This is a genomic window from Olleya sediminilitoris (assembly GCF_016785945.1).
GTDB classification, from domain to species: Bacteria; Bacteroidota; Bacteroidia; order Flavobacteriales; family Flavobacteriaceae; genus Olleya; species Olleya sediminilitoris.
In genome coordinates this window covers 1-21690 of the sequence record NZ_JAEMEF010000009.1, presented here as the reverse complement: position 1 = coordinate 21690, position 21690 = coordinate 1, and the positions used below count along the sequence as shown (strand labels likewise).

Genomic DNA, 21690 nt, shown 5'->3' with positions numbered 1-21690 from the left:
AATGAATCAAAACACCATTGAAGAAGGAAAAACACTAGCAGTCGTTAGCTATTTAACCATAATTGGTAGCGTTATTGCTATAATAATGAATGGAGAAAAGAAAAATGAATTTACAAGTTTTCATAACAGACAAGGGTTAGGCTTATGTCTTTTATGGATGTTTATTGCCTATTTTGTTAGTCAATTTGACAACTTCCAAATCTCTATTGCATTTTGGATAAGTATGGGAGCACTTTTGTTTTTAGGTGTAATGACAGCTATTAATGGATCCATGAAACCAATTCCGGTTATTGGACCAATTTTTCAAAAAATTTTTAAAGGACTAGGTAAATAATGGAAAACTTTAACTTACATCACATCACAAGACCATCGTCTTTAAAAGAAAATGCACCTTTACTTATTTTGTTTCATGGTTATGGTAGTGACGAAAACGACTTATTTAGCTTTACAACAGAGCTACCAGAAGAATTATTTATAATATCTGTTAGAGCACCTTACCCAATGCAACCCTATGGTAATGCCTGGTATGCTATTAATTTTGATGCAGAACAAGGTAAATGGAGCGATAATGATCAAGCCATAGAATCTAGAGATTTAATAGCTACATTTATAGATCAGGCTATTGCTAACTATCCTGTAAATAAAGATAGTGTATCCTTATTAGGGTTTAGCCAAGGTTGTATTTTAAGCTATGCAGTAGCTTTAACATACCCAGAAAAAGTAAATAATATTATCGCTTTAAGTGGTTATGTCAATGAAGATTTATTTACTGCTAAAGATGCTTCGGCTTATAAACACCTTAACTTTTACGGATCACATGGTACTGTAGACCAAGTTATTCCTGTGGATTGGGCAAGACAAGCTCCAAAATTCTTAGAAGCATTAAACATTAAACATCAGTTTAGCGAGTTTCCGGTTGGACATGGTGTTGCTCCTCAAAATTTTTACGAATTTAAAGATTGGTTAGTCAATTTGATTTAAACACTACAATTAAATAATCAAAAAAATCCCTAATTATAAATGCTTATTTATTAATTAGGGATTTTTTATTTTGAATCTTTGAGATTGAAAAAATATTTCTTAACCTTATCTAGTATATAAAAGGTAATCTAGCACTTCAAAATCAACATTTTGTTCTGGAGTTATAAAGTATTGTATTAGTAATTCTCCCCAAAATTGACCATCAGAAAAATCAGCAACAATCCATCTGTGATTTAACATTTTTATGGTGTTAAATTGTAATTTTCTACCTTCTGAAGCAGCAAAAGGAATTAAAGGATGTTCTCCATCGGTTTCATTTAATTTATACAATTCGTTTTTTAAAAACGGAATTAATGCTTCAGTATCTAATTGTTTGTTATAAAAATAATCTTTTGCATCTTGGTTGTAACGTAAATCAAACAATGACAAATCTGATAACTCATCATTTAAAGTTGTTAAAGAATCCTTCATGGATTCGTTATTAACTCTTAAAACTTCAATACGTTTACTACTGTCTTCTAATATTTTTTTAGAATTTACATATTGAAACACTACTATTAGTAATGTAAAAATAAACAGGTACATAAAGATTTTGTTCTTCATTTTTTTAAGTTTTTTTAAATCGTAATTTGTAATTGATCGTAAGCTAAATATACGTTATCTGGCAATTGTTTTTGGACTTCTTCATGGAACCCTAACAAATGACTAATATGTGTTAAATAGGTACGTTTAGGTTGTAATATTTTTATAATTGCTAAAGCTTCTTCTAGATTAAAATGCGAAATATGGGCTTCTATACGCAAAGCATTTATAACTAATACATCTAAGTTTTTAAGTTTATCTAATTCGGTTTCAGTAATTGTTTTAAAATCTGTTAAATAAGCAAAATTTTCAAATCTAAAACCAAATACTTGAAGCTTATAATGCAAACCTTCAATAGGAATAATTGTTTTATTATTAATCTCAAAAGGCTTATTTTCAATAGTATTAATAGCTACTGTTGGCGCTCCAGGATATCTATTTTCTGTTTCAAAAACATATTCAAAACGCTTTTTAAGCTCGTTAATCACACGTTTATGTGCATAAATCGGCAATTCGCCTTGTCTAAAACAAAATGGTCTTATGTCATCCAATCCAGCAGTGTGGTCTGCATGCTCATGTGTAAATAATAAAGCATCAATTTTAGTAGGATTATTAAGTAACATTTGTTGTCTAAAATCTGGTCCACAGTCTATAACAAATGTATTTTTATCCCACTCTATCATTATAGAAACACGCAACCTTTTATCTTTAGGATTTTGGCTTAAACACACAGGATGAGTGCTTCCTATAATAGGAATTCCTTGTGATGTACCTGTGCCTAAAAATGTTATTTTCAATGGTTGAAGATTTCTCACAAAAATAGAATATTTTTTTTGTTTGCTATAGTTATTTGATACCTTTGTAAAACTTAACATCATTGTAAATTTTATATGGAAATAAGGCTAAAAGGAGATAAAGAGTTTGAAAATATTCCGTCTCTTAAGGACAAAGCATTACGTATTAATTTAAACGAAAATATTTACGGAACGTTTTCTGAAATTGGAGCTGGACAAGAAACTGTGCGTCACTTTTTTAGAGCTGGAGGAGCATCTGGTACTATTGCAAAAGCAATGTCTGCCTATGATAAAGAATTTAGTGATGCTATTTATGGTATTGAAAACGATAGACGTTACGTAACCGAAGCGCGTTTACGTAAAATGGTAGCTCATGAAATTAGATTAATTGAAGAACGTATTGGAAGAGAAAAAAATCCACACAAAATGTTTTTTAGTTTTGCTAATACTGTGGCAACTATTGATTTTGCTAAAAAATATAAAGGACATGGTTGGGTAGGAATTAAATATCAAATTGATCCTGAAGAAGAAGAATATAACGAAATTGTTTTGCACATACGTTTTAAAGAAAACGATGCAAGATTACAACAAGAAACTTTAGGAATTTTAGGTACAAACCTAATTTATGGTGCTTTTTATAAGTATAACGAACCTAGAAAGCTGTTACGTTACTTATATGATCACTTAGATAAAGATCAAATAGAAATTGATACTATTAACTTTTCTGGTCCAGTTTTTAAAGATGTAGACAACCGTCTAATGAGTTTACAATTAGTTAAAAACGGAATGACTGATGCTGTCATGTTTGCTCCTGACGGAAATAATGTATTACCAGCAAGAGTTTTATACAAAAAAAATATATTAGCGTTACGTGGTAGTTTTAGACCTGTAACTAAAGTTAATATTGACATGTATGAAAAGTCTTTGGAGATGTTTATTAAAGAAAATAAAGTAGACGAAAACAATACTCAGGTTATTTTTGAAATTACTTTATCTAACCTAAGAGCTGAAGGTGAAATTGATGAGCAAGATTTTATGGATCGTGCACGTTTGTTATGCTCTTTAGGACATACTGTATTGATTTCAAACTTCCAAGAATACTATAAATTGGTAGAATACTTCTCTCAATATTCTAAAAACAGAATGGGATTAGCAATGGGAGTAAATAATCTTGTAGATATTTTTGACGAGAAATATTACAGACACTTAAGTGGTGGTATCTTAGAAGCATTTGGTAAATTATTCTTTAAAGATTTACGTGTTTACCTGTACCCAATGAAAGATGAAGATGGTACTTTAACTACCAGTGATACTTTAAAAGTACATCCACGAATGAAAGAATTATATAAATTCTTTAAATACAATGGAAAGGTTGTAGATATCACAGACTTTGACCCAAGTACACTAGAGGTGTTTTCTAGAAGGGTTTTAAAAATGATAAATTCTGGAGAAGATGGATGGCAACAAATGCTACCAGAAGGTGTCTCTAAACTAATTATGGAACAAAGTTTATTTAATTGTGAAACTGAGGAAATTCCTAATAAAAAATAAAACAATTTATAAATTCTATAAAAAAATAAAGCGCTTTTAAGATAAACTTAAAAGCGCTTTTTATTTGTGTAAGCGTAGTAGTTTTAATGTTTCTTTTTAGTGACTGAAGTTTACTGTATGTTTCATCAAGTACTACGATTATAGTATAACAAATCCCGTACCAAAATTTAATTTTTAATAAAAAAACTTATTTTATTACGAATTTTTTGAAATTTTACCTCTAACTCCTTTAAAGAAAGATTTCATATATTTAAAATCAGCTTCTACGTCATCCGTTGGGTAAAAAGGTTCTGATATTTTGTTTTGCTTATTACCAAAGTCCATTGTAAACATAATGATAGGTACATTGGCTTGTTTAGCTATGTAGTAAAAACCTGTTCTCCACTCCTCTACTTTACTTCTAGTACCTTCAGGTGCTAAGGTTAATCTAAACTCTTCTTTATTTTCAAACAGCTTAGCTATAGATAAGACTTTATTCTCTTTGTTTTTTCTGTCTACTGGTACACCACCAACAGCTCTAAAATAATAACCAAATGGCCACGTAAATAATGATTTTTTACCGATAAAATTGGTTTTGACCCGAGTAACCTTACGTAATAGTATGCCAATAATAAAATCGAAATTACTAGTATGTGGTGCTGATATAAAAACAGCCTTTTTAATAGTGTCTTGAGAAAAATTGGTGTTTCCAACTACTTTCCAGCCAATAACTTTAAAATATATTAATTTTGCTAACCAGTACATATTACATTTTTTGGTATAATGCCTTAAGCGTTTCGTGAGTTATTTTGTCTTTCCAGTTTTTACCAATTGCATTTTCCCATAAAGGTTCTAAACTTAAAGCAACATTTATCATAATATCAAAATCTTTGTCAGATAAATCTTTACAAATACCTTGAGGTAAAGTTATATTATGTTTAATCTTCATTTGTTTAAACATTGCTACTCCTTCAGGATAATAATCTTCTAAATGATCGAAAACAATACAGTTACCAATACCATGTTTGATACCTAACAAATAACCTAAACCATAACTCATAGCATGTGCTACACCGACTTGAGAGTAGGCAATACTCATTCCGCCATGCCAACTAGCCATCATTAATTGATCTTGAGCTTCTTCTTCGGTTAAATGATCTCCTAGAAAAATATCTTTACAAAGCTCCAATGCCTTCTCACCATAAGATTGGCTAAAAGCATTTAAATAGGTTCCTTTTAAAGATTCTATACAATGTACATAACAATCCATTCCTGTATAAAACCATTGGTCAGTCGGTACATCTTTGGTTAATTCTGGATCCAATATAACTTGATCAAAAGGAGTGTAGTCACTATTGATACCTAATTTACGTTCTGGACCAGTTAAAATAGTTGTTCTAGAAACCTCTGCTCCAGTTCCTGATATTGTAGGTATACCAACATGATAAACAGCTTCGTTTTTTACCAAATCCCAACCTTGATAATCTTTACTTTCTCCATCATTATTGAGCATTATAGCAACAGCTTTTGCTACATCTAGCAAACAACCACCTCCAATACCTATAATACCAGAAGGACGTTCTTTAAAGTTTAGTATAATATCCTCTACATACTGATCTATTTGTTCTGTTTTTGGTTCTTCTTTGGTAGATACAAAAACTATTTTATCTTGATAGGATAATGGTATTCTTGAGGTTAACCAAGCATTTCCTTTAAAGACATCATCTACAAAAAATATAAATGGTGCTTTAGTGTTTAATCTTTTAGGTTGAATAATATCTGCTAATTGATTAAAACTACCACGTCCAAATACTACATTTGACACCATTGGAAAATTTTTATAACTCATTGACTTTTAGTCTTTATTTGTAAATTTATTACTTATTTAATTGTTCTTGAAATAATTCTGAAAATAAACCAATATGATAACCATCCACTAAAGCGTGATTAACACTAATTGCTACATTCATCATTAATTGGTCATTGTCTTTAATTGCTTTAGCAAATGCTAATTTAGGAACAGATTCTACTGCGCCTGAAGTGGGCTCTTTATGACCGGAAAAATTCACCCAAGGTAATGCTGAGCAATGTATGCAATTATTAGCATTAACTGGTGGAAACAGGTCGTGTGAGTTTTCAATTCTTCGTTTTTCGGCAGATAAATTAGATAAAAACACATTTAAGTCTGTATCATAATTTATAAAAGAAAAACCAAAGGTTTTGTCACTTCTAATAATTGTAGCCGAAGCATGGATAGTATCACAAATTTGAATAGCATCATCTACTATTCTATATTTAAAATTTTCTATTGCATTTATAGCGGTCATGCATGCATGAAGATAAACACCAAAAAAGCTTACATTATTAACTTTAGCATAAGCGTAGGCTTTGCTTACATCAAAAGGAATTGTTACCCCAAAATAAGGATCCTTCAATTTTGAAAAATGCTCAAAATGCTGTTTTCTGTTCCAGGTATTTATATCTAATGTTTTCAATTATAATTTTAATAATTTGGGTAAGTCTTTTAGACTTTTAAGTGTTTGATATTGTTTTAAATCGTTGGTATTAACATCTACTTGCTCATGCAACCAAGTTGTATGAAACGGAACATGTATGGCACTGGCTTTTAAATTAACAAGTGGTAAAATATCTGATTTTAAAGAGTTACCTATCATTAAAAACTCTGAAGGCTTAATCTCTAAATGGTTTAATAATTTAGAATAATTAGCTTCTTTTTTATCACTTAAAACTTCAATATGATGAAAATAATCTAACAACCCTGACTTTTCTAGTTTACGTTCTTGATCCAGTAAATCACCTTTAGTGGCAACAATTAACTTATACTTTTTAGATAATTGTTTAAGTACTTCCTCTACACCATCTAACAGCTCTACTTTTTCATTAATCATATTTTTACCTATATCTAAAATTTTAGATATAGTTGCATTTGAAACCGTATGGTTTGAAAGCTCTAAAGCCATTTCTACCATGGATAACACAAAACCTTTTACACCATAACCATATACTGGAAGATTTTTAATTTCCATTTTAAATAGTTCTTGGTCTATTTTATTTTCGGTTTCAAACTGACTTAAAAGTTTAGCAAATTCTTGCTCAGCGTTTCTAAAATACGTTTCGTTTACCCAAAGTGTATCATCAGCATCAAAACCGATAACTTTAATATGACTATAATCTACTTCCATAGTTTTTTTGCACGTTCTAAATCTTCAGGTGTATCAATTTCTACTCCTTCGATATCTGTTTCAACCATTTTAATACGTTTACCGTATTCTAAATACCTAATACATTCAATCTTTTCTGAAGCTTCAAGCGTTAGCATTGGTAAATTATAAAAATCAAGTATAGCTTGTTTTCTAAAAGCATAGACACCTTTATGTTTAAAGTATTTTACAGCTACAGCTTCATCTCTTGGATAAGGTATTGGGCTTCTTGAAAAATATAATGCAAAATCTTGCTGATCTACAATAACCTTCACTGTATTTGGGTTTTTAATTTCTTCCCAATTAGAAATATTTACCATTAATGATGCTAGATCAACTATTTGATCTTTATCTTCTTTAAAAACCTGAATCAGTTTTTTTAAAGACTCTGCATCAGTAAAAGGCTCATCGCCTTGCACATTAATGACTATATCTATATCTAAATCTTGAACAGCTTCTGCAATACGATCACTACCACATTCGTGTTCTTTTTTACTCATTAAAACATGACCACCAATTTTATTGATTTCGTCATAAATTATATCGCTATCAGTCACCACCACCACATCATCAAATAATTTGGTATTAACTGTTGCTTCATAAGTACGTGTAATGACAGGTTTTCCTCCTAAATCTTTCATTAATTTACCAGGAAAACGAGATGCACTATATCGTGCAGGAATCATTGCTATTATTTTCATCTAAGTTTTAAATTAGAGTATAAAAATAAGGTATTTTAATGGTCTTCTTCAAAAAATTCGTCTTTAAAACCAATTAAATATAGTTTTTCTTTTGCACGAGTAATTGCAGTATATAGCCACCTAAGGTAGTCTTTGTCTATTCCGTTAGGTAGATAAGGTTGCTCTATAAAAACCGTATTCCATTGACCACCTTGTGATTTATGACACGTTATGGCATAACTAAATTTAACTTGAAGTGCGTTAAAGTAGTTATTACCTTTTATTTTTAAGAATTTTTTATAGTTACTGGTTTCGTCTTCATAATCTTTTTGGACTTCTTGATACAATCGGTTAGACTCTTCATATGGTAATGATGGTGTTTCGGCTTCAATGGTATCTAACATTAAAACGGTTTCAAATGGTTGCATTTTAGGGTAATCAACCATACGCACTTTAACTTCTGCAAACCTAAAACCATATAATTCTTTAATGCTAAAGATTTCTAAAACTTCAATAATATCACCATTTGCTATAAAACCAGCTTCGGTTATTGGCTTAATCCAAAAGTAATTATTTTTAACTACCATTAGGTAATCACCTGCAGATAACTCGTTTTCATTAAACAAAATACGACTACGTATTTGTTGATTATATAGGTTTGCACGTTTATTACTTCTAACAATTATACTGGTTTCTTCATGACCCAAACTACTATAAGAGTCATTTATAGCATCCATAATTTCATAACCATCTACTAATCTGACTATATCTTTAAAAGCTTTTAAATTAAATTTAAAGCTGTCATAAAATCCGTCAGAAATAGCTTCTCTTAAAATGGTAGCGTTTTCTAGAATACCAGAATCTTCACCTTGACGTACAACTTCATCAAGTTCCATTTTAGTTACTGACTTATTATAGTTTAAACTAAGCGTATTTACATCTAAAGCTGGACTAATATCTAATTTAACTGGAGGTAACTGAGCAGTGTCACCAATTAAAAGCAGTTTACATTTATGTCCTTGATAAACATATTGCATTAAGTCATCTAATAATGATCCGTTTTCAAATAATTTAGAATCGCTTGGCGAATCCGGTATCATAGAAGCTTCATCTACAATAAAAATGGTGTTTTTGTGTTTATTGGGTTGCAAAACAAACTTTACACCTCCTCCTCTTTCTTTTTTAGGGAAATATATTTTTTTATGGATAGTAAATGCTTCTTTTTTAGAATAATTAGAGATTACTTTGGCTGCTCGACCTGTTGGAGCCATCAAAACTGCACTTTTTTTGATCTTCCATAAATTTGCTACAATTGTACCAATAATAGTGGTTTTACCAGTACCAGCGTAACCTTTTAACAAAAACACTCCATTTTCTTTATCATTTAAAATAAATTCAGAAAGTTGTAAAAGTAAAATATCTTGTTTTGTGGTTGGATTAAACGGAAAATGCTGTTTTATAAGGGAATAAAATTGAGAACTAGTCATTAAATTGTGTGAATTGTAAACTTTTTATCAAATATATAAATCATTTTTACCAACAATGGTTTTAACGAATAAAAAAAAATTGTAGATTTGTCACTGACCTTAATTAAATTTAATAAAATACTATGATAAAATTAGCACTTATTGTACTTGGAGCAATTTTACTAACAATTTTGATTGTTTGGCTTATTGACAAATTTATCCCAACTAAAGCAAAACCTTTTTTAACAATAGCGCTTTGGGCACTTATAATCTTTTTAGGTTATATCACATTTAATTCTGTTTATGGCGAAATTGAATTTAATAAACTTAAAGAAAAACGTTACGCTGCAGCTATTGAGCGTTTAATAGATATTAGAGATGCACAATTAGCACACAGAACTGTTACTGGAAAATTCACTAAAAGTTATGACGAATTAATTAGATTTATCGAAAATGGTAAATTTACATTAGTAGAAAGAAGAGACACTAGTGTTGTTGATGAAGAAAGAACTTTAGCTTATGGTGGTGTAACTATGTTTAAAGACGAAGTTATTGTTGACACTATTGGTTATGAACCAGTAAAAGACAGATTATTTAAAGATACTGACAGATACAAAACCATGATGAATGTACCACTAGCAAAAGAAGGTACTAAATTTACAATGGATGCTGGAATGTTAGAAGATGAAAACGGAAATGAAATTCCTGTTTTTGAAGCATATGTTAAAAAAGATGACATCTTATACGATCAAGACAAAAACTTAAGACTTAAAGAAAATCAAGTAATATCTGTTGAAGGTGTTAATGGTGATGCTTTACGTGTAGGATCTATGAGCGATTTTAAAACACTTGGAAACTGGCCTAAAACTTATGGCAGTAACGAGTAATACAATACATAATTCAAGCAACTTAGAATTGTCCATTCAAATTAGTTTGAGTGGACTTTCTTTTTGTGTTTTAAAAAAAGACAATAATACTGTCTTACACTTAAAGTCTCAAGACTTTAAAATAAAAAAAACACCTACTGAGTTACTAGATGCAGTTAAAGATCTTTTTAAAACAGAAGCGTTATTAAAAATTAAGTTTGATAACATCAACATTATACATGTTAATGATTGGGCAACATTAGTACCCAAACCATTATTTAAAGAAGACGCTTTAGCTGATTATTTAAAATTTAACACCAAAATTTTAAAGACAGACTTCATTACATTTGATACAATAATTAGTAACGACAGTGTTAATGTTTATGTGCCTTTTACCAATGTAAACAATTTTATATTTGATCAGTTTGGTACATTTACTTACAACCACTTCTCTACCATATTAATAGAAAAATTATTAATTTTAGAAAAGCACAATGACCAAGCTAAGGTATATGTTAATATTTCTAGTTCTAATTTTCAGATAATAGCAATACAAAAAGGAAAACTTTTGTTATACAACACATTTGAGTATCATACAAAGGAAGATTTTATATATTACCTAATATTTACTCTGGAGCAATTAAAACTAAATCCAGAAATTATAAACGTGGTGTTTTTAGGAAGTGTTACAGAGGAAGACCCTATCTATCAAATTTCATATAAATACATTAGACATGTGTCTTTTGGAAATAGAAATGACAATTTAGATTTTACCGAAAAACCAAAAGAGAACCACTTACATTTTACATTACTAAAAAGCTTATAATGCGCATCGTATCAGGACAATTTAAAGGAAGAAGGATAACAGCTCCAAAAAAGCTACCAGTACGTCCAACAACAGATATGGCAAAGGAAGCCTTATTTAACATTTTAAATAACCAGTTTTATTTTGATGATATTTCGGTATTAGACCTATTTGCTGGTACAGGAAACATAAGCTATGAGTTTGCTTCTAGAGGTACAGAACAAATTTTATGTGTAGATCAAGACTATGGTTGTATAAAATTTATAAACGAAACTGCTACTAGTTTTGAAATGGATATACAAACCATTAAAAGTGATGTGTTTAAATTTTTAGAAAAAAGCAAACAACAACATACAATCATATTTGCAGATCCACCTTATGATTTTCCTGTTGAAGAATTTGCGAAAATTCCAACCTTAATTTTTGAAAACAAATTACTAGAAACTGAAGGCTTATTAATTGTAGAACATTCTAAACACACAGATTTATCACAATTACAAAACTATACACACTCCAAAAGTTATGGAGGAAACGTATTTAGTTTTTTTGAAAATAAAACTATCGACGAAGAAGAATAAAACAAAAAACCATCTATTACTAGATGGTTTTTTTATAGTTAAGCAAATCTATAAGCCGGATTTTGTACTCTTAACAAAGAGCCCTTATCATTTATCTGAGCTTGCTGTTACCAACACGCTTTAGCTACCTACCCTCTAACAATCGCGCGTGTACGCTCAAACGTTAGTATACATGGTATTGCACCTCATAGAGTTTACCTGGTTTCACTACAGCATGACCTGTACATACTTTCTGTTGCACTTTTCCTCACCTTTCGGTGGATGGCTGTTAACCACTATGATTACACTATGGTGTCCGGACTTTCCTCTTTAAACTAAATTTAAAGCGATAAGGCGATTTACTAAATGCAAAATTACAACAAACAATACATTTGGTATACAATAAACTTTAAATAGTTTCAACAAATACAATAACTATAGTTTTGTTAATAACTATCCATAAAATCAAGGATAAGGTTTCTTAGTTTAATGGGTATTTTTTAAATTTGTTATTCATTATTATAGCATCAAACAGATGTTTAAAAATTCGATATAATTTGGAACACTTTGTAGTATCTGCCAGAAAATATAGACCACAAACCTTTAAGGACGTTGTTGGGCAATCTGCTATTACAAATACCTTACTAAATGCTATTGAAAACAATCATTTAGCACAAGCCTTACTATTTACAGGACCACGTGGTGTTGGTAAAACTAGTTGTGCACGTATTTTAGCTAAGATGATAAATAGTGATGGTACTGAGTCTGAAGACGAGGATTTTGCATTTAATATTTTTGAACTGGATGCTGCCTCAAACAACTCGGTTGATGATATCAGAAATCTAACAGACCAAGTTCGTATTCCGCCTCAAGTTGGTAAATACAAAGTCTATATTATTGACGAGGTACACATGTTATCTCAATCCGCTTTTAATGCTTTTTTAAAGACTTTAGAAGAACCACCAAAACACTGTATTTTTATTTTAGCAACCACAGAAAAACACAAGATAATACCAACTATATTATCACGTTGCCAAATTTTTGATTTTAAACGAATAACTGTTAAAGACGCTAAAAATTATTTAAAATATATTGCTACAGAGCAAGGTATAAATGCAGAAGACGATGCTTTACACATTATTGCTCAGAAGGCAGATGGAGCAATGCGTGATGCATTATCCATATTTGATCGTGTCGTTAGTTTTTCTGGTAAAGAACTAACAAGACAATCTGTTACTGAAAATTTAAATGTTTTAGATTATGAAACTTACTTTGAAAGTACGGACAATATCCTAGAAAATAAAATACCTGAATTATTAATTCAGTTTAATAAAACCTTATCAAAGGGATTTGATGGTCACCATTATATTGCAGGTTTAGCGTCTCATTTTAGAGATTTATTAGTCTGTAAAAACCCAGTAACTATAGAGTTACTTGAAGTTGGTGAAGACACTAAAACTAAATATTTAGAACAATCTCAAAAAGCAAGTCAAGACTTTTTAATTAAAGGAATTAACTTGGCTAACGAGTGTGATTTGAAATATAAAAGCAGTAAAAATCAGCGACTCCTAGTTGAACTTACCCTAATGCAATTAGCCTCTATCACTTTTGATGGAGAAAAAAAAAATAGCAGTCGGTTCATAATTCCACCTTCTTATTTCAAAAAAATTGGAATAACTCCTGTTAAAGTTACAAAACCCAATGTTGAAGCTGTTGTAAGCAACACAAATACAACTGCAAAAGTTTCTGCGGAAGCAGTAAAACCTATTACTCCATCTAAACCAAAAATTGTTTTAGAAAATGGTATTGCAACTAATAAAAAAAGAACATCTGGCTTATCACTAAAAAGTATAAGAGCAAAAAAAGAACACCAAATTAAACAATTAGAAGTTGTTGTTGATGAAGAAAACTTACCAAGAGAACCTTTTCATCAAGATGACTTAACTGAAGTTTGGAATACTTTTGTGTCAAAAATTGAAAAAGAAGGAAAGTTTAATTTAGCATCTATATTATCTATTGACAAACCAACACTGGCAGCAGATGGTGTATCAATTCAGTTGACTTTTCCTAATTCCACTAACAAAGTAGAGGTTGAACGACAGTCTTTTGACCTAATGACTTATTTACGTAAAAATCTTAAAAACTATGATATAGTTTTAGATATTACTGTTGATGAACAGTTAGAGACAAAATATGCTTACACACCTGTTGAAAAATATGAAAAGCTTAAAGAAAAAAACCCTAACTTAGAATTACTAAGAAAAACTTTTGATTTAGACGTTTAGATTATGATTAAGTACTCCATTTTAATTATTACAATAATAATTACACTATTTAGTTGTGATGGTCGGTATCATGCAAAAAAACAACCTTTAGATAGAGTTGCTGCTAAAGAATTACTACTGTCTTTTACAGAAAATTTAAAGTACTTTCCTGAAGAATATACTGAGTTTACTAATGACACCATTTTAAGCAATGGTTATACTGTCAAAATAAAAAACTATTCTGACATGGAAAACAATGTGTTACAAACATTTAAAACGTCAACTACTACTAATAAACATTATTTTAGGGAAGTAATAACAGAAGTTGAAGTTTATAAAAATAATAAGCAAATTTTTAAACATGTATTAGATGATGCTTTTTTATCGCTATCTAATACTGATTATGTACTCAACCAAGTCTATATTGACGAAATAAAATCCTTAAACACTAATACGTTACATCTTGTAGCATCAGCATGTATACCAAGAACAGTCAGTTGTCCTGTTTATAATATTGCTATTGATCCTGAAGGTGAGTATTTGATTACAAAAATATAAATATCCAAAAACAATAACTATGCTTGGACTAAAACTACCAACAGATCCACGTTGGGTGAATATAGTAGAAAAAAATATTGAAGATATTTTGACAGACCATGCTTACTGTGAGCAAAAAGCAACAAGTACAGCAATATCATTAATTGTAAGTTTTCCTGAATATACAGATCTGGTTCAAGAAATGGTTGCTTTGGTTAAAGAAGAAATTAGCCACTTTAAAATGGTACATGATTTAATCTTAAAAAACGGTTGGGTTTTAGGTCGTGATCGTAAGGATGATTATGTGATACAACTCTTAAAGTTTTTTCCTAAAGGAGGAAGCAGAACGACTCAATTAGTACACAGACTACTTTATGCTGCTTTAATTGAAGCAAGGAGCTGTGAACGCTTTAGGTTGTTATCTGAGCAGTTAGAAGATAAATCTTTAGCTGAATTTTACCGTAAACTAATGGTTAGTGAAGCTAACCATTATACTATGTTTTTAGGGTTTGCAAGACAATATGGTGACCGAAAAGAAGTGGATCAAAAATGGAATGATTTACTTGACTACGAAGCTGACATAATGAAAAACCTAAGTAAAAACGAAACGATACATGGTTAATTAAACCTGACAAACAAAAAAAAGCCAACTATAACTTATAGTTGGCTTTTTTTTGTTTGATTGTTAAGATTAAAACTTTAATCCAACACCAATTTGCATGTTAGTATTTTTAGCTTCTAAATCAACATCATTGTCATCAAAAACGTTGGTTAAACCGTAAGAATATCTAAAGTCAATAAAAATTTCGTCAGTAATTAAATATTCTAAACCACCTAAAGCAGAAAATCCAAAGTTTTTAAATCCATCTTCGTAAGAATGTCCTTTTAAACTAGCTTGTGGTCCTACACCTATAGATAAACTCTGATCTATTTTAAATTTAAAAAATAAAGGCATTTGAATGTAGTTAATTCTCAAATTTTGCTCTTTAGCACCTTCTGCAGAAAACTGAATTTCTGGAGCAAAAGAAAAGGTTTTAGATATACTATATTCACCAAAAAAACCAATAAAAAAACCATTTCTATGTGCATTTTCAATACCAGCTGGTACTTCTGGATCAAAGTCTAAATTAGAGATTGTATATCCAGCTCTAACACCATATAAAGCATCTTGTGAAAAGCCATAAAAAGAGGCTAGCATGAATGTAAAAAGTAGAATAGTTTTTTTCATATGAAATAAGTTAAATTGGTTAGTTTTTTGAAATAGTTATAAGTGTAAATATAATTTTTTTTGACAAAAACTAGCTATTAAATAGATAAAGTGTATTATTTTAACTTTGTATGACTTGAAACTGTGTCATTATACATACTTTTAATTATTCCGTCTGATAAACCAATTTTTGGAACAAAAATATCTTTTGCTCCACACCATTTCATTGCAGATAAGTATATACGTGTTGCAGGAATAATAACATCTGCTCTATCTTGATTTAAATCCAATGTAGAGATACGCTCTTCGTATGAGTACGTTTGAAGCATGTTATAGTATGAAGTCAAGTAAAAATATGATAACGGTTTACCCATTGCTTTACCTGAAACTTTAAATATTTTATTAATGTTTCCTCCAGAACCAATAACTTGAATTTTGTCGTGTTTAGAGGTTTTTGCTTTTATCCATTGCTCTAATTCTAACCAAGCATCCTTTTTAACCATGTCGTTTAATAGACGAACGGTACCTATTTTAAAAGATTTGGACGCTGTTTTTATCCCTTTATCTATTACAGAAAATTCTGTACTTCCTCCACCAACATCAACATATAAATATATTTTATTAGGATCTATATAAGATTGTAAATCTGTAGCTGCTATAATTGCTGCTTCTTCCTCTCCTTCAATAATATCTATTTGTAGTCCTGTTTTTTTCTTAATTAACTTAGCTAAATCTTTACCATTATTAGCCTCACGCATTGCAGATGTCGCACAAGCTTTATATTTTACAACACCATGTGTTTGCATTAATAATTTAAAAGCTTGCATAGTATCCAACATACGCATGATGTTGTTTTCTGATATTTCTTCTTTTACAAAAACATCTGCACCAAGTCTAACAGGAACCCTAACTAACGAGCTTTTTTTAAATCGTGTAGGTTTATCTTTTTCTTCTACAATATTTGATATTAACAAGCGTACTGCATTTGAACCTATATCTATTGCTGCAAATTTTTGAATTTTAAGCATCTAATTTATTTTTTAAGTAATTATAAGCTTCAAATTGAGACCTAAGTTTAGGTGCCTCATTTTTTTTGTAAATGTTATTTTGTGCTTTATTTAAAATTCTAGCTTTAACATTATCATTCCAACAAATATGAAACGTATGAATTAATTCTTCTTTAATTTCTTGATCATATATTGGACAGCTTACTTCTACCCTATTTTCTATATTTCTTGTCATCCAATCTGCAGATGAGATATAGACTTTTGGATCGTTGTTATTACAAAACACATATAATCTTGTGTGTTCTAAAAACTTATCGACTATACTGATAACTTCAATATTTTCGCTGATACCTTTAACACCTGGAACTAAACAACAAATACCTCTAACAATCATTTGTATTTTAACTCCTGCTTGACTTGCTTCATATAGTTTATCTACCATTTGATAGCTAGATATACTATTCATTTTAAGTTTTATGTATGCAGGTTTGCCATCTTTTACATTACTAATTTCTTTATCTATTAATTGAAAAAGCTTGTTTTTAGTATAATGAGGTGATGTTATAATGTGTTTAAAACGGTGTACTTTATAATTTACTTCAAAAAAGTTAAAAACTTTATTAACGTCTTTTAATATTTTTTGATTTGCTGTAAATAAAGTATAATCTGTGTAAATTTTTGCGGTAGATTCGTTGAAGTTTCCTGTACTAATAAAACCATAACGTTTCATTTTTTTACCTTCTTCTCTTTCAATCATACACATTTTACTGTGTACTTTTAATCCTTGCACTCCAAAAATTAGCTGTATTCCTTCACGCTGCATTTGTTCCGCGTAAGCGATATTTGCTTCTTCATCAAAACGCGCTTGTATCTCCATAGAAACAATAACTTTTTTTCCGTTTTTGGCTGCATTTATTAATGAACTTGCAACATGAGATATTTGTGCTAACCTATATATTGTAATTTTTATGGTTTTAACTTTAGGATCTAAAGCTGCCTCACGTAAAAATTTTACAATGTAAGTAAACGTGTGATAAGGTGCGTATTGCAAATAGTCTTTTTTTGCTATAGCTTCAAAAATACTACCTTCTAGACTTAATCCTTTAATAGGAAGCGGAACAATCTTATCATACAACAAATCTGTACGTCCCAAACTAGGGAAACCCATATAATCTCGACGGTTATGATACCTTCCTCCAGGAATTATACTATCTGTATTATCAATTCCCATTTTGTCCATTAAAAAGGCTAACGTTGATTTATCTATAGTCTTATCATAGACAAATCGTACTGGTTCTCCTTCTTGTCTATCTTTTACACTATCACTAATTTTTTCCATGAAACTTTTAGTCAAATCACTGTCTAAATCTAACTCGGCATCACGAGTGATTTTTATCATATGAGCAGTAATTTTAGTGTAATCAAAAATATTAAAGATATCGTCTAAAAATAGCCTTAACAAATCGTCTAACATGATAATATTATCTGTATCACCATCTTTTGGTAAGACAATAAAACGATCCATATTTTTTGATATTTCTATCAAAGCATATTGGTTATCTTGACCTTCCATGTGCATATTTACCGCAAGATAAGCTGCACTATCTTTAAGATTAGGAAGTTTGATTTCAGAATTTAATACTATGGTTACAAGTGCAGGACTAACTTTATCAAGAAAATATTTTCTAAGGTATTCTTTTTGTTTTTTTGTTACTTTATTTTCTCTTAGAATGAAAATATTTTCGGCTTCTAATTTTTTTTGAATGTCATTTAAAATCTTTAGACTTTCGGTTTGATGCTTGATAACAATGTTGGTAATAATCTCTAATAATTCTGAAGCTTTTATACCTCCTAATTGACTTTTACCTGCTTTACCTGCATAATCTATACGTTTAACAGTAGCATATCTAACTTTGAAAAATTCGTCTAAATTATTAGAAAATATCCCTAAAAAACGAAGTCTCTCTATTAACGGAACAGTCTCATCTGCAGCTTCTTGCAAAACACGATGATTAAACTGTAACCAACTTAACTCTCTATTTATGTACTTTTTGTCTAAAATATGATCAGTCATTTATTTGCAAATTTTACTACAAATATATCTAAATAGATTGGCTATTTTAAATGTTTTGGGAATACAATTTTAGTTGTTTTTCCGTTTTTTATGTCTTTCCATGAAGATTGTTTAAATTCTATCTCTACAAATCCTGATGTTGTTACATTATCAATGCTTATATCTCCTAAAGAATTACATAAATTGGTTAGTGCATAATTATGACCAAATAGCATTAATGTATTAATTGAATTGTCACAAGATTTTAAAACACTTAAAACAGACTCTCCTGAAAAGTCATAAAGTTCGTTTTTGTACTCAATTTTTATAGAATTGAGCTTTAAGTTATCGACGAACAACATTGCGGTTAATTTTGTCCGATTAGCTGGACTAGAAAAAATAGCCTCTGGCTTTAAAATTTTAGTTTTTAAATGTTTACACATTAATACAACATCATTTACACCTCTTTTTTTTAAAGGTCGTTCCTTATCTGAAACATCATATTTCCATGAGGATTTAGCATGCCTAATAAATTGTATCTTTTTATTCATAATAGTCGTTTAAAATCATATTTCATCGATAATATTTTTCAAAAATACATTTTAACGTATTTTTGGGTGCTATAACATATTTATTTGATTCAGAGCAATTTTCATACTTCTTTTGTTGTGCTATTAATTGATTACATCCCTAAAATCTAATAAATAACAATAAACTACAATTAGCACCTGTAGTAGTTCTCCCTTATGTTGTAAATTTTTTTAGTAATTAAATTTAAAATATATTTTAACGCAGTAATATTTATATTATGAGGGTAATTAACAAGTCTCTTACTGGTATATACAAAATAAATGAATTTTGTTTTAATGCTTAAAATTTATAATAAAAAAAAGTTTTGGAAAAAATTAAAATAAATTTTATTAAGCAATTACTATTTATAGTAATCCTTTTGGTTGGCTTATCTGTTAAAGCTCAAGTCAAAAAACAATTTACACCACGTTATAACTCTACTTTAACAGGTGACGTAACAATTATTGCTAATAATATGCTGTCTAGGACAGCTACTGGAAATTACAATGGTAATGGAGATAACCATACTTTTACCAATAACGTTTATGTTGATATAGATAACGATAATACAACCTTTAATTCCAGTAGTGCAAACCTATCTAATCCAAGACCAAATGATCCATGTCTTCAAATTGAAAAAGTACTATTGTATTGGGCTGCTGCAGACAGAGGTACTGATACACCTAATGGAACCCAAACTGACAACCAACCAAACTGGAATTACAATGATGTAAAATTAATGTTACCTGGCCAAACTAGTTATACAACTATAACAGCTGATGATGTCATTTATAGAGGTCGAGATGAAAATCCGCTTATTAACAATGACCCATACGTTTGTGTTAAAGATATTACAAACAGTGTAAACAATTTAAGCAATCCATTTGGTAAATTTCAAGTAGCTAATGTTGAGGCTAAAACCGGCTTTTTAATTTCTCATGAAAACACAAACACTGGTACTTCTGGAGGTTGGCAAATTATAATGGTTTATAAAAGTGAAAATCTAAAAACTAGAAACATTACACTTTTTGATGGTTATGCAAATGTAACAAGTTCTCAAAACAACTTTAATATTGATGTATCTGGTTTTCAAACAGTACCAATCGGAAGCGTTAAAGCAGATATTGTAATTGGTGCTTTAGAAGGAGACAGATCTTTATCTGGTGATAGATTACAAATACGAAATACATTTAATAACTTTGTAGACATTGATGCTCCACAAAGAAACACTTTCAATTTCTTTAATAGTAGAATAACTGTAGGTAATAATAACTTTACAGATAGAAATCCAGCAAGTTTAAATACATTAGGATTTGATGCTTCTGTATTTTCTTTGAGTAATAATGGAAATAATATACTTGACAATAATCAAACTTCCGCAACTTTTAGATTAACCTCTAATCAAGAAACCTATGGTCTTTTTGCTTTAGGTTTTTCAGTTGAAGTTTATGAGCCTATCATACAAACCATTTTTACTGCATCGCCAATTAATATTACTCCTGGTAACACTCCTCAAACAGTTAATTATTCAGCAAATATATCTAATATAGGTAATGATAACGCTAATAATGTTTCTTTATCAACAGTTATTCCACTAGGTTCAGAATTAACATTACCCATTACTGGTTTAACTTCTGGCATAACTTATAATTATGACAATAACTCAAGAGTCTTAACCTTTAATATAGATAATGGTTTACTAGACACAAGTGAAAGTTTAGATTTACAGTATCAAACAACAATTAACGATCAATGTTATTATTTAACAAATAACTGTTCTGATGTTCTTGAATCCAATCTAGTCGCTTATTACAGTGGAGAATTAAATATTAAAGATTTTGTCAGTAATAGTTCCAATGATGTAGATGAATGCAATATTGGAAACAACTTAAATACAACTGTTACTGTAAATGCGCCTGCAGAAGCCACATGGATTACAAATACAAATGATCTTGACAGAACAATTGAATGTAATGATACAAATGCATTAAATTTAGCTCAGGCTTTATTTCCTCAAGCATCATGTTCAGGCCTTACTGTAATTAAAACTTCTGGTCCATTCGTATCAAGTTCAAATTGTCCAACCATTGGTACTTATACAAATACATGGAATTTTACAGATTCTTGTGGTCGTACAATTTCAAATTACGTACAAACAATTACCATTGAAGACACTACTCCTCCTAATTTTGATAGTACGCTACCAAATGACATAACTGTAACTAGTGAAAATATACCAAACGTTCCTACTGTAACAGCTACAGATAACTGTGGAGAGGCAGTTGTATCGTTTTCTGAAATTGAAACTGGTAATATTTGTGATGGTAGTTATACTATAACTAGAACATGGATAGCAACAGATGAGTGTAACTTAACTGTAAGTCATACACAAACAATAACAGTGACCCAACCTATATTATCAGCTAGTATAGTATCTATCACTGATGTATTATGTAATAGTGAAGCTACTGGTAGTATTGATATCTCTGTAACTGGTGGTACTGCGCCTTATTCTTATATCTGGAACGATACTAATAATACAACTACTCAAGACTTAAATAATGTTATTG

Annotated in this window: 22 protein-coding genes and 1 other RNA gene; 10 read left to right on the top strand and 13 right to left on the bottom strand. The window is 29.9% G+C overall.

Features of this window, described 5'->3' with window-relative positions; all coding sequences use genetic code 11:
- The first annotated feature begins 1 nt into the window (after window position 1).
- The gene (locus JAO71_RS10625) at window positions 2–334 is read left to right on the top strand and encodes a hypothetical protein (protein WP_028289849.1); all 333 of its coding nucleotides are present in this window, start codon (window positions 2–4) and stop codon (window positions 332–334) included.
- Entirely contained in the window at window positions 334–981 is a 648-nt protein-coding gene (locus JAO71_RS10620; protein ID WP_116822667.1) for an alpha/beta hydrolase, read from the top strand. The genes JAO71_RS10625 and JAO71_RS10620 overlap by 1 nt, the downstream gene beginning before the upstream one ends.
- Window positions 982–1086: 105 nt before the next feature.
- Here JAO71_RS10620 and JAO71_RS10615 read toward each other — a convergent pair whose 3' ends face one another.
- Both JAO71_RS10615 and JAO71_RS10610 read right to left on the bottom strand, forming a co-directional pair.
- Window positions 1087–1584 carry a hydrolase gene (locus tag JAO71_RS10615; RefSeq protein WP_203000755.1) on the bottom strand — a complete coding sequence of 166 codons (498 nt, stop codon included), beginning with the start codon at window positions 1582–1584 and terminating at the stop codon, window positions 1087–1089.
- Window positions 1585–1598: 14 nt separating this feature from the next.
- Window positions 1599–2360 carry an MBL fold metallo-hydrolase gene (locus JAO71_RS10610; RefSeq protein WP_054850979.1) on the bottom strand — a complete coding sequence of 254 codons (762 nt, stop codon included), beginning with the start codon at window positions 2358–2360 and terminating at the stop codon, window positions 1599–1601.
- A 93-nt stretch (window positions 2361–2453) separates the two neighbouring features.
- On the opposite strand from JAO71_RS10610, the gene JAO71_RS10605 reads away from it, so the two are divergent.
- Window positions 2454–3908, top strand: coding sequence for a hypothetical protein (locus JAO71_RS10605; protein ID WP_028289853.1), 1455 nt, complete (start codon window positions 2454–2456; stop codon window positions 3906–3908).
- A 195-nt stretch (window positions 3909–4103) separates the two neighbouring features.
- Here JAO71_RS10605 and JAO71_RS10600 read toward each other — a convergent pair whose 3' ends face one another.
- From JAO71_RS10600 to JAO71_RS10575, 6 genes are read right to left on the bottom strand one after another with little or no spacing between them, the layout of a single operon-like run.
- The gene (locus JAO71_RS10600; RefSeq protein WP_203000753.1) at window positions 4104–4652 is read right to left on the bottom strand and encodes a 1-acyl-sn-glycerol-3-phosphate acyltransferase; all 549 of its coding nucleotides are present in this window, start codon (window positions 4650–4652) and stop codon (window positions 4104–4106) included.
- A 1-nt stretch (window position 4653) separates the two neighbouring features.
- Entirely contained in the window at window positions 4654–5736 is a 1083-nt protein-coding gene (locus JAO71_RS10595; protein ID WP_236011251.1) for an iron-containing alcohol dehydrogenase family protein, read from the bottom strand.
- Window positions 5737–5764: 28 nt separating this feature from the next.
- A complete protein-coding gene (locus JAO71_RS10590) occupies window positions 5765–6382 on the bottom strand; it encodes a CatA-like O-acetyltransferase (RefSeq protein WP_203000751.1) in 618 nt (205 codons plus the stop codon).
- Complete coding sequence (locus JAO71_RS10585) at window positions 6383–7090, bottom strand: HAD family hydrolase (protein WP_203000749.1); 708 nt, start codon at window positions 7088–7090, stop codon at window positions 6383–6385.
- Window positions 7081–7809 (bottom strand): 3-deoxy-manno-octulosonate cytidylyltransferase, encoded by a 729-nt coding sequence (gene kdsB / locus JAO71_RS10580; RefSeq protein WP_236011249.1) that lies wholly within the window; start codon window positions 7807–7809, stop codon window positions 7081–7083. Before kdsB ends, JAO71_RS10585 begins: the two co-directional genes overlap by 10 nt.
- Before the next feature lie 35 nt (window positions 7810–7844).
- Window positions 7845–9275, bottom strand: a complete 1431-nt coding sequence (locus JAO71_RS10575; RefSeq protein ID WP_203000747.1) for an ATP-dependent DNA helicase — start codon at window positions 9273–9275, stop codon at window positions 7845–7847.
- Window positions 9276–9397: 122 nt separating this feature from the next.
- Here JAO71_RS10575 and JAO71_RS10570 point away from each other — a divergent pair, with 122 nt between their 5' ends.
- Genes JAO71_RS10570 through rsmD form a run of 3 tightly spaced genes read left to right on the top strand, consistent with a single transcriptional unit; the run spans window position 9398 to window position 11503 of the window.
- On the top strand, window positions 9398–10141 hold the full coding sequence (locus JAO71_RS10570) for a hypothetical protein (protein ID WP_203000745.1): 744 nt from the start codon (window positions 9398–9400) through the stop codon (window positions 10139–10141).
- On the top strand, window positions 10125–10946 hold the full coding sequence (locus JAO71_RS10565; protein WP_203000743.1) for a DUF3822 family protein: 822 nt from the start codon (window positions 10125–10127) through the stop codon (window positions 10944–10946). Before JAO71_RS10570 ends, JAO71_RS10565 begins: the two co-directional genes overlap by 17 nt.
- Window positions 10946–11503 carry a 16S rRNA (guanine(966)-N(2))-methyltransferase RsmD gene (gene rsmD / locus JAO71_RS10560; RefSeq protein WP_116822660.1) on the top strand — a complete coding sequence of 186 codons (558 nt, stop codon included), beginning with the start codon at window positions 10946–10948 and terminating at the stop codon, window positions 11501–11503. The genes JAO71_RS10565 and rsmD overlap by 1 nt, the downstream gene beginning before the upstream one ends.
- Before the next feature lie 35 nt (window positions 11504–11538).
- Here rsmD and rnpB read toward each other — a convergent pair.
- Window positions 11539–11848, bottom strand: an RNA gene (gene rnpB, locus JAO71_RS10555) — RNase P RNA component class A.
- 191 nt (window positions 11849–12039) lie between these two features.
- Here rnpB and dnaX point away from each other — a divergent pair.
- Genes dnaX through miaE form a run of 3 tightly spaced genes read left to right on the top strand, consistent with a single transcriptional unit; the run spans window position 12040 to window position 14905 of the window.
- Complete coding sequence (dnaX, locus tag JAO71_RS10550) at window positions 12040–13767, top strand: DNA polymerase III subunit gamma/tau (protein WP_203000741.1); 1728 nt, start codon at window positions 12040–12042, stop codon at window positions 13765–13767.
- 3 nt (window positions 13768–13770) lie between these two features.
- Window positions 13771–14304: a hypothetical protein gene (locus JAO71_RS10545; RefSeq protein WP_203000739.1), complete on the top strand. Its 534-nt coding sequence runs from the start codon at window positions 13771–13773 to the stop codon at window positions 14302–14304.
- A 19-nt stretch (window positions 14305–14323) separates the two neighbouring features.
- Window positions 14324–14905, top strand: coding sequence for a tRNA-(ms[2]io[6]A)-hydroxylase (gene miaE, locus JAO71_RS10540; RefSeq protein WP_054850901.1), 582 nt, complete (start codon window positions 14324–14326; stop codon window positions 14903–14905).
- Between the two features lie 69 nt (window positions 14906–14974).
- Here miaE and JAO71_RS10535 read toward each other — a convergent pair whose 3' ends face one another.
- The 4 genes from JAO71_RS10535 to JAO71_RS10520 form a co-directional block, all read right to left on the bottom strand.
- Window positions 14975–15511: a porin family protein gene (locus JAO71_RS10535; RefSeq protein ID WP_116822656.1), complete on the bottom strand. Its 537-nt coding sequence runs from the start codon at window positions 15509–15511 to the stop codon at window positions 14975–14977.
- 95 nt (window positions 15512–15606) lie between these two features.
- A complete protein-coding gene (locus tag JAO71_RS10530) occupies window positions 15607–16518 on the bottom strand; it encodes a Ppx/GppA phosphatase family protein (protein ID WP_028607489.1) in 912 nt (303 codons plus the stop codon).
- Complete coding sequence (ppk1, locus tag JAO71_RS10525) at window positions 16511–18571, bottom strand: polyphosphate kinase 1 (protein ID WP_116822655.1); 2061 nt, start codon at window positions 18569–18571, stop codon at window positions 16511–16513. The genes JAO71_RS10530 and ppk1 overlap by 8 nt, the downstream gene beginning before the upstream one ends.
- A 41-nt stretch (window positions 18572–18612) precedes the next feature.
- Window positions 18613–19101, bottom strand: a complete 489-nt coding sequence (locus JAO71_RS10520) for a SixA phosphatase family protein (protein ID WP_054850898.1) — start codon at window positions 19099–19101, stop codon at window positions 18613–18615.
- A 344-nt stretch (window positions 19102–19445) separates the two neighbouring features.
- On the opposite strand from JAO71_RS10520, the gene JAO71_RS10515 reads away from it, so the two are divergent.
- On the top strand, window positions 19446–21690 hold a 2245-nt coding region (locus tag JAO71_RS10515), incomplete at its 3' end, for a SprB repeat-containing protein (RefSeq protein ID WP_203000737.1).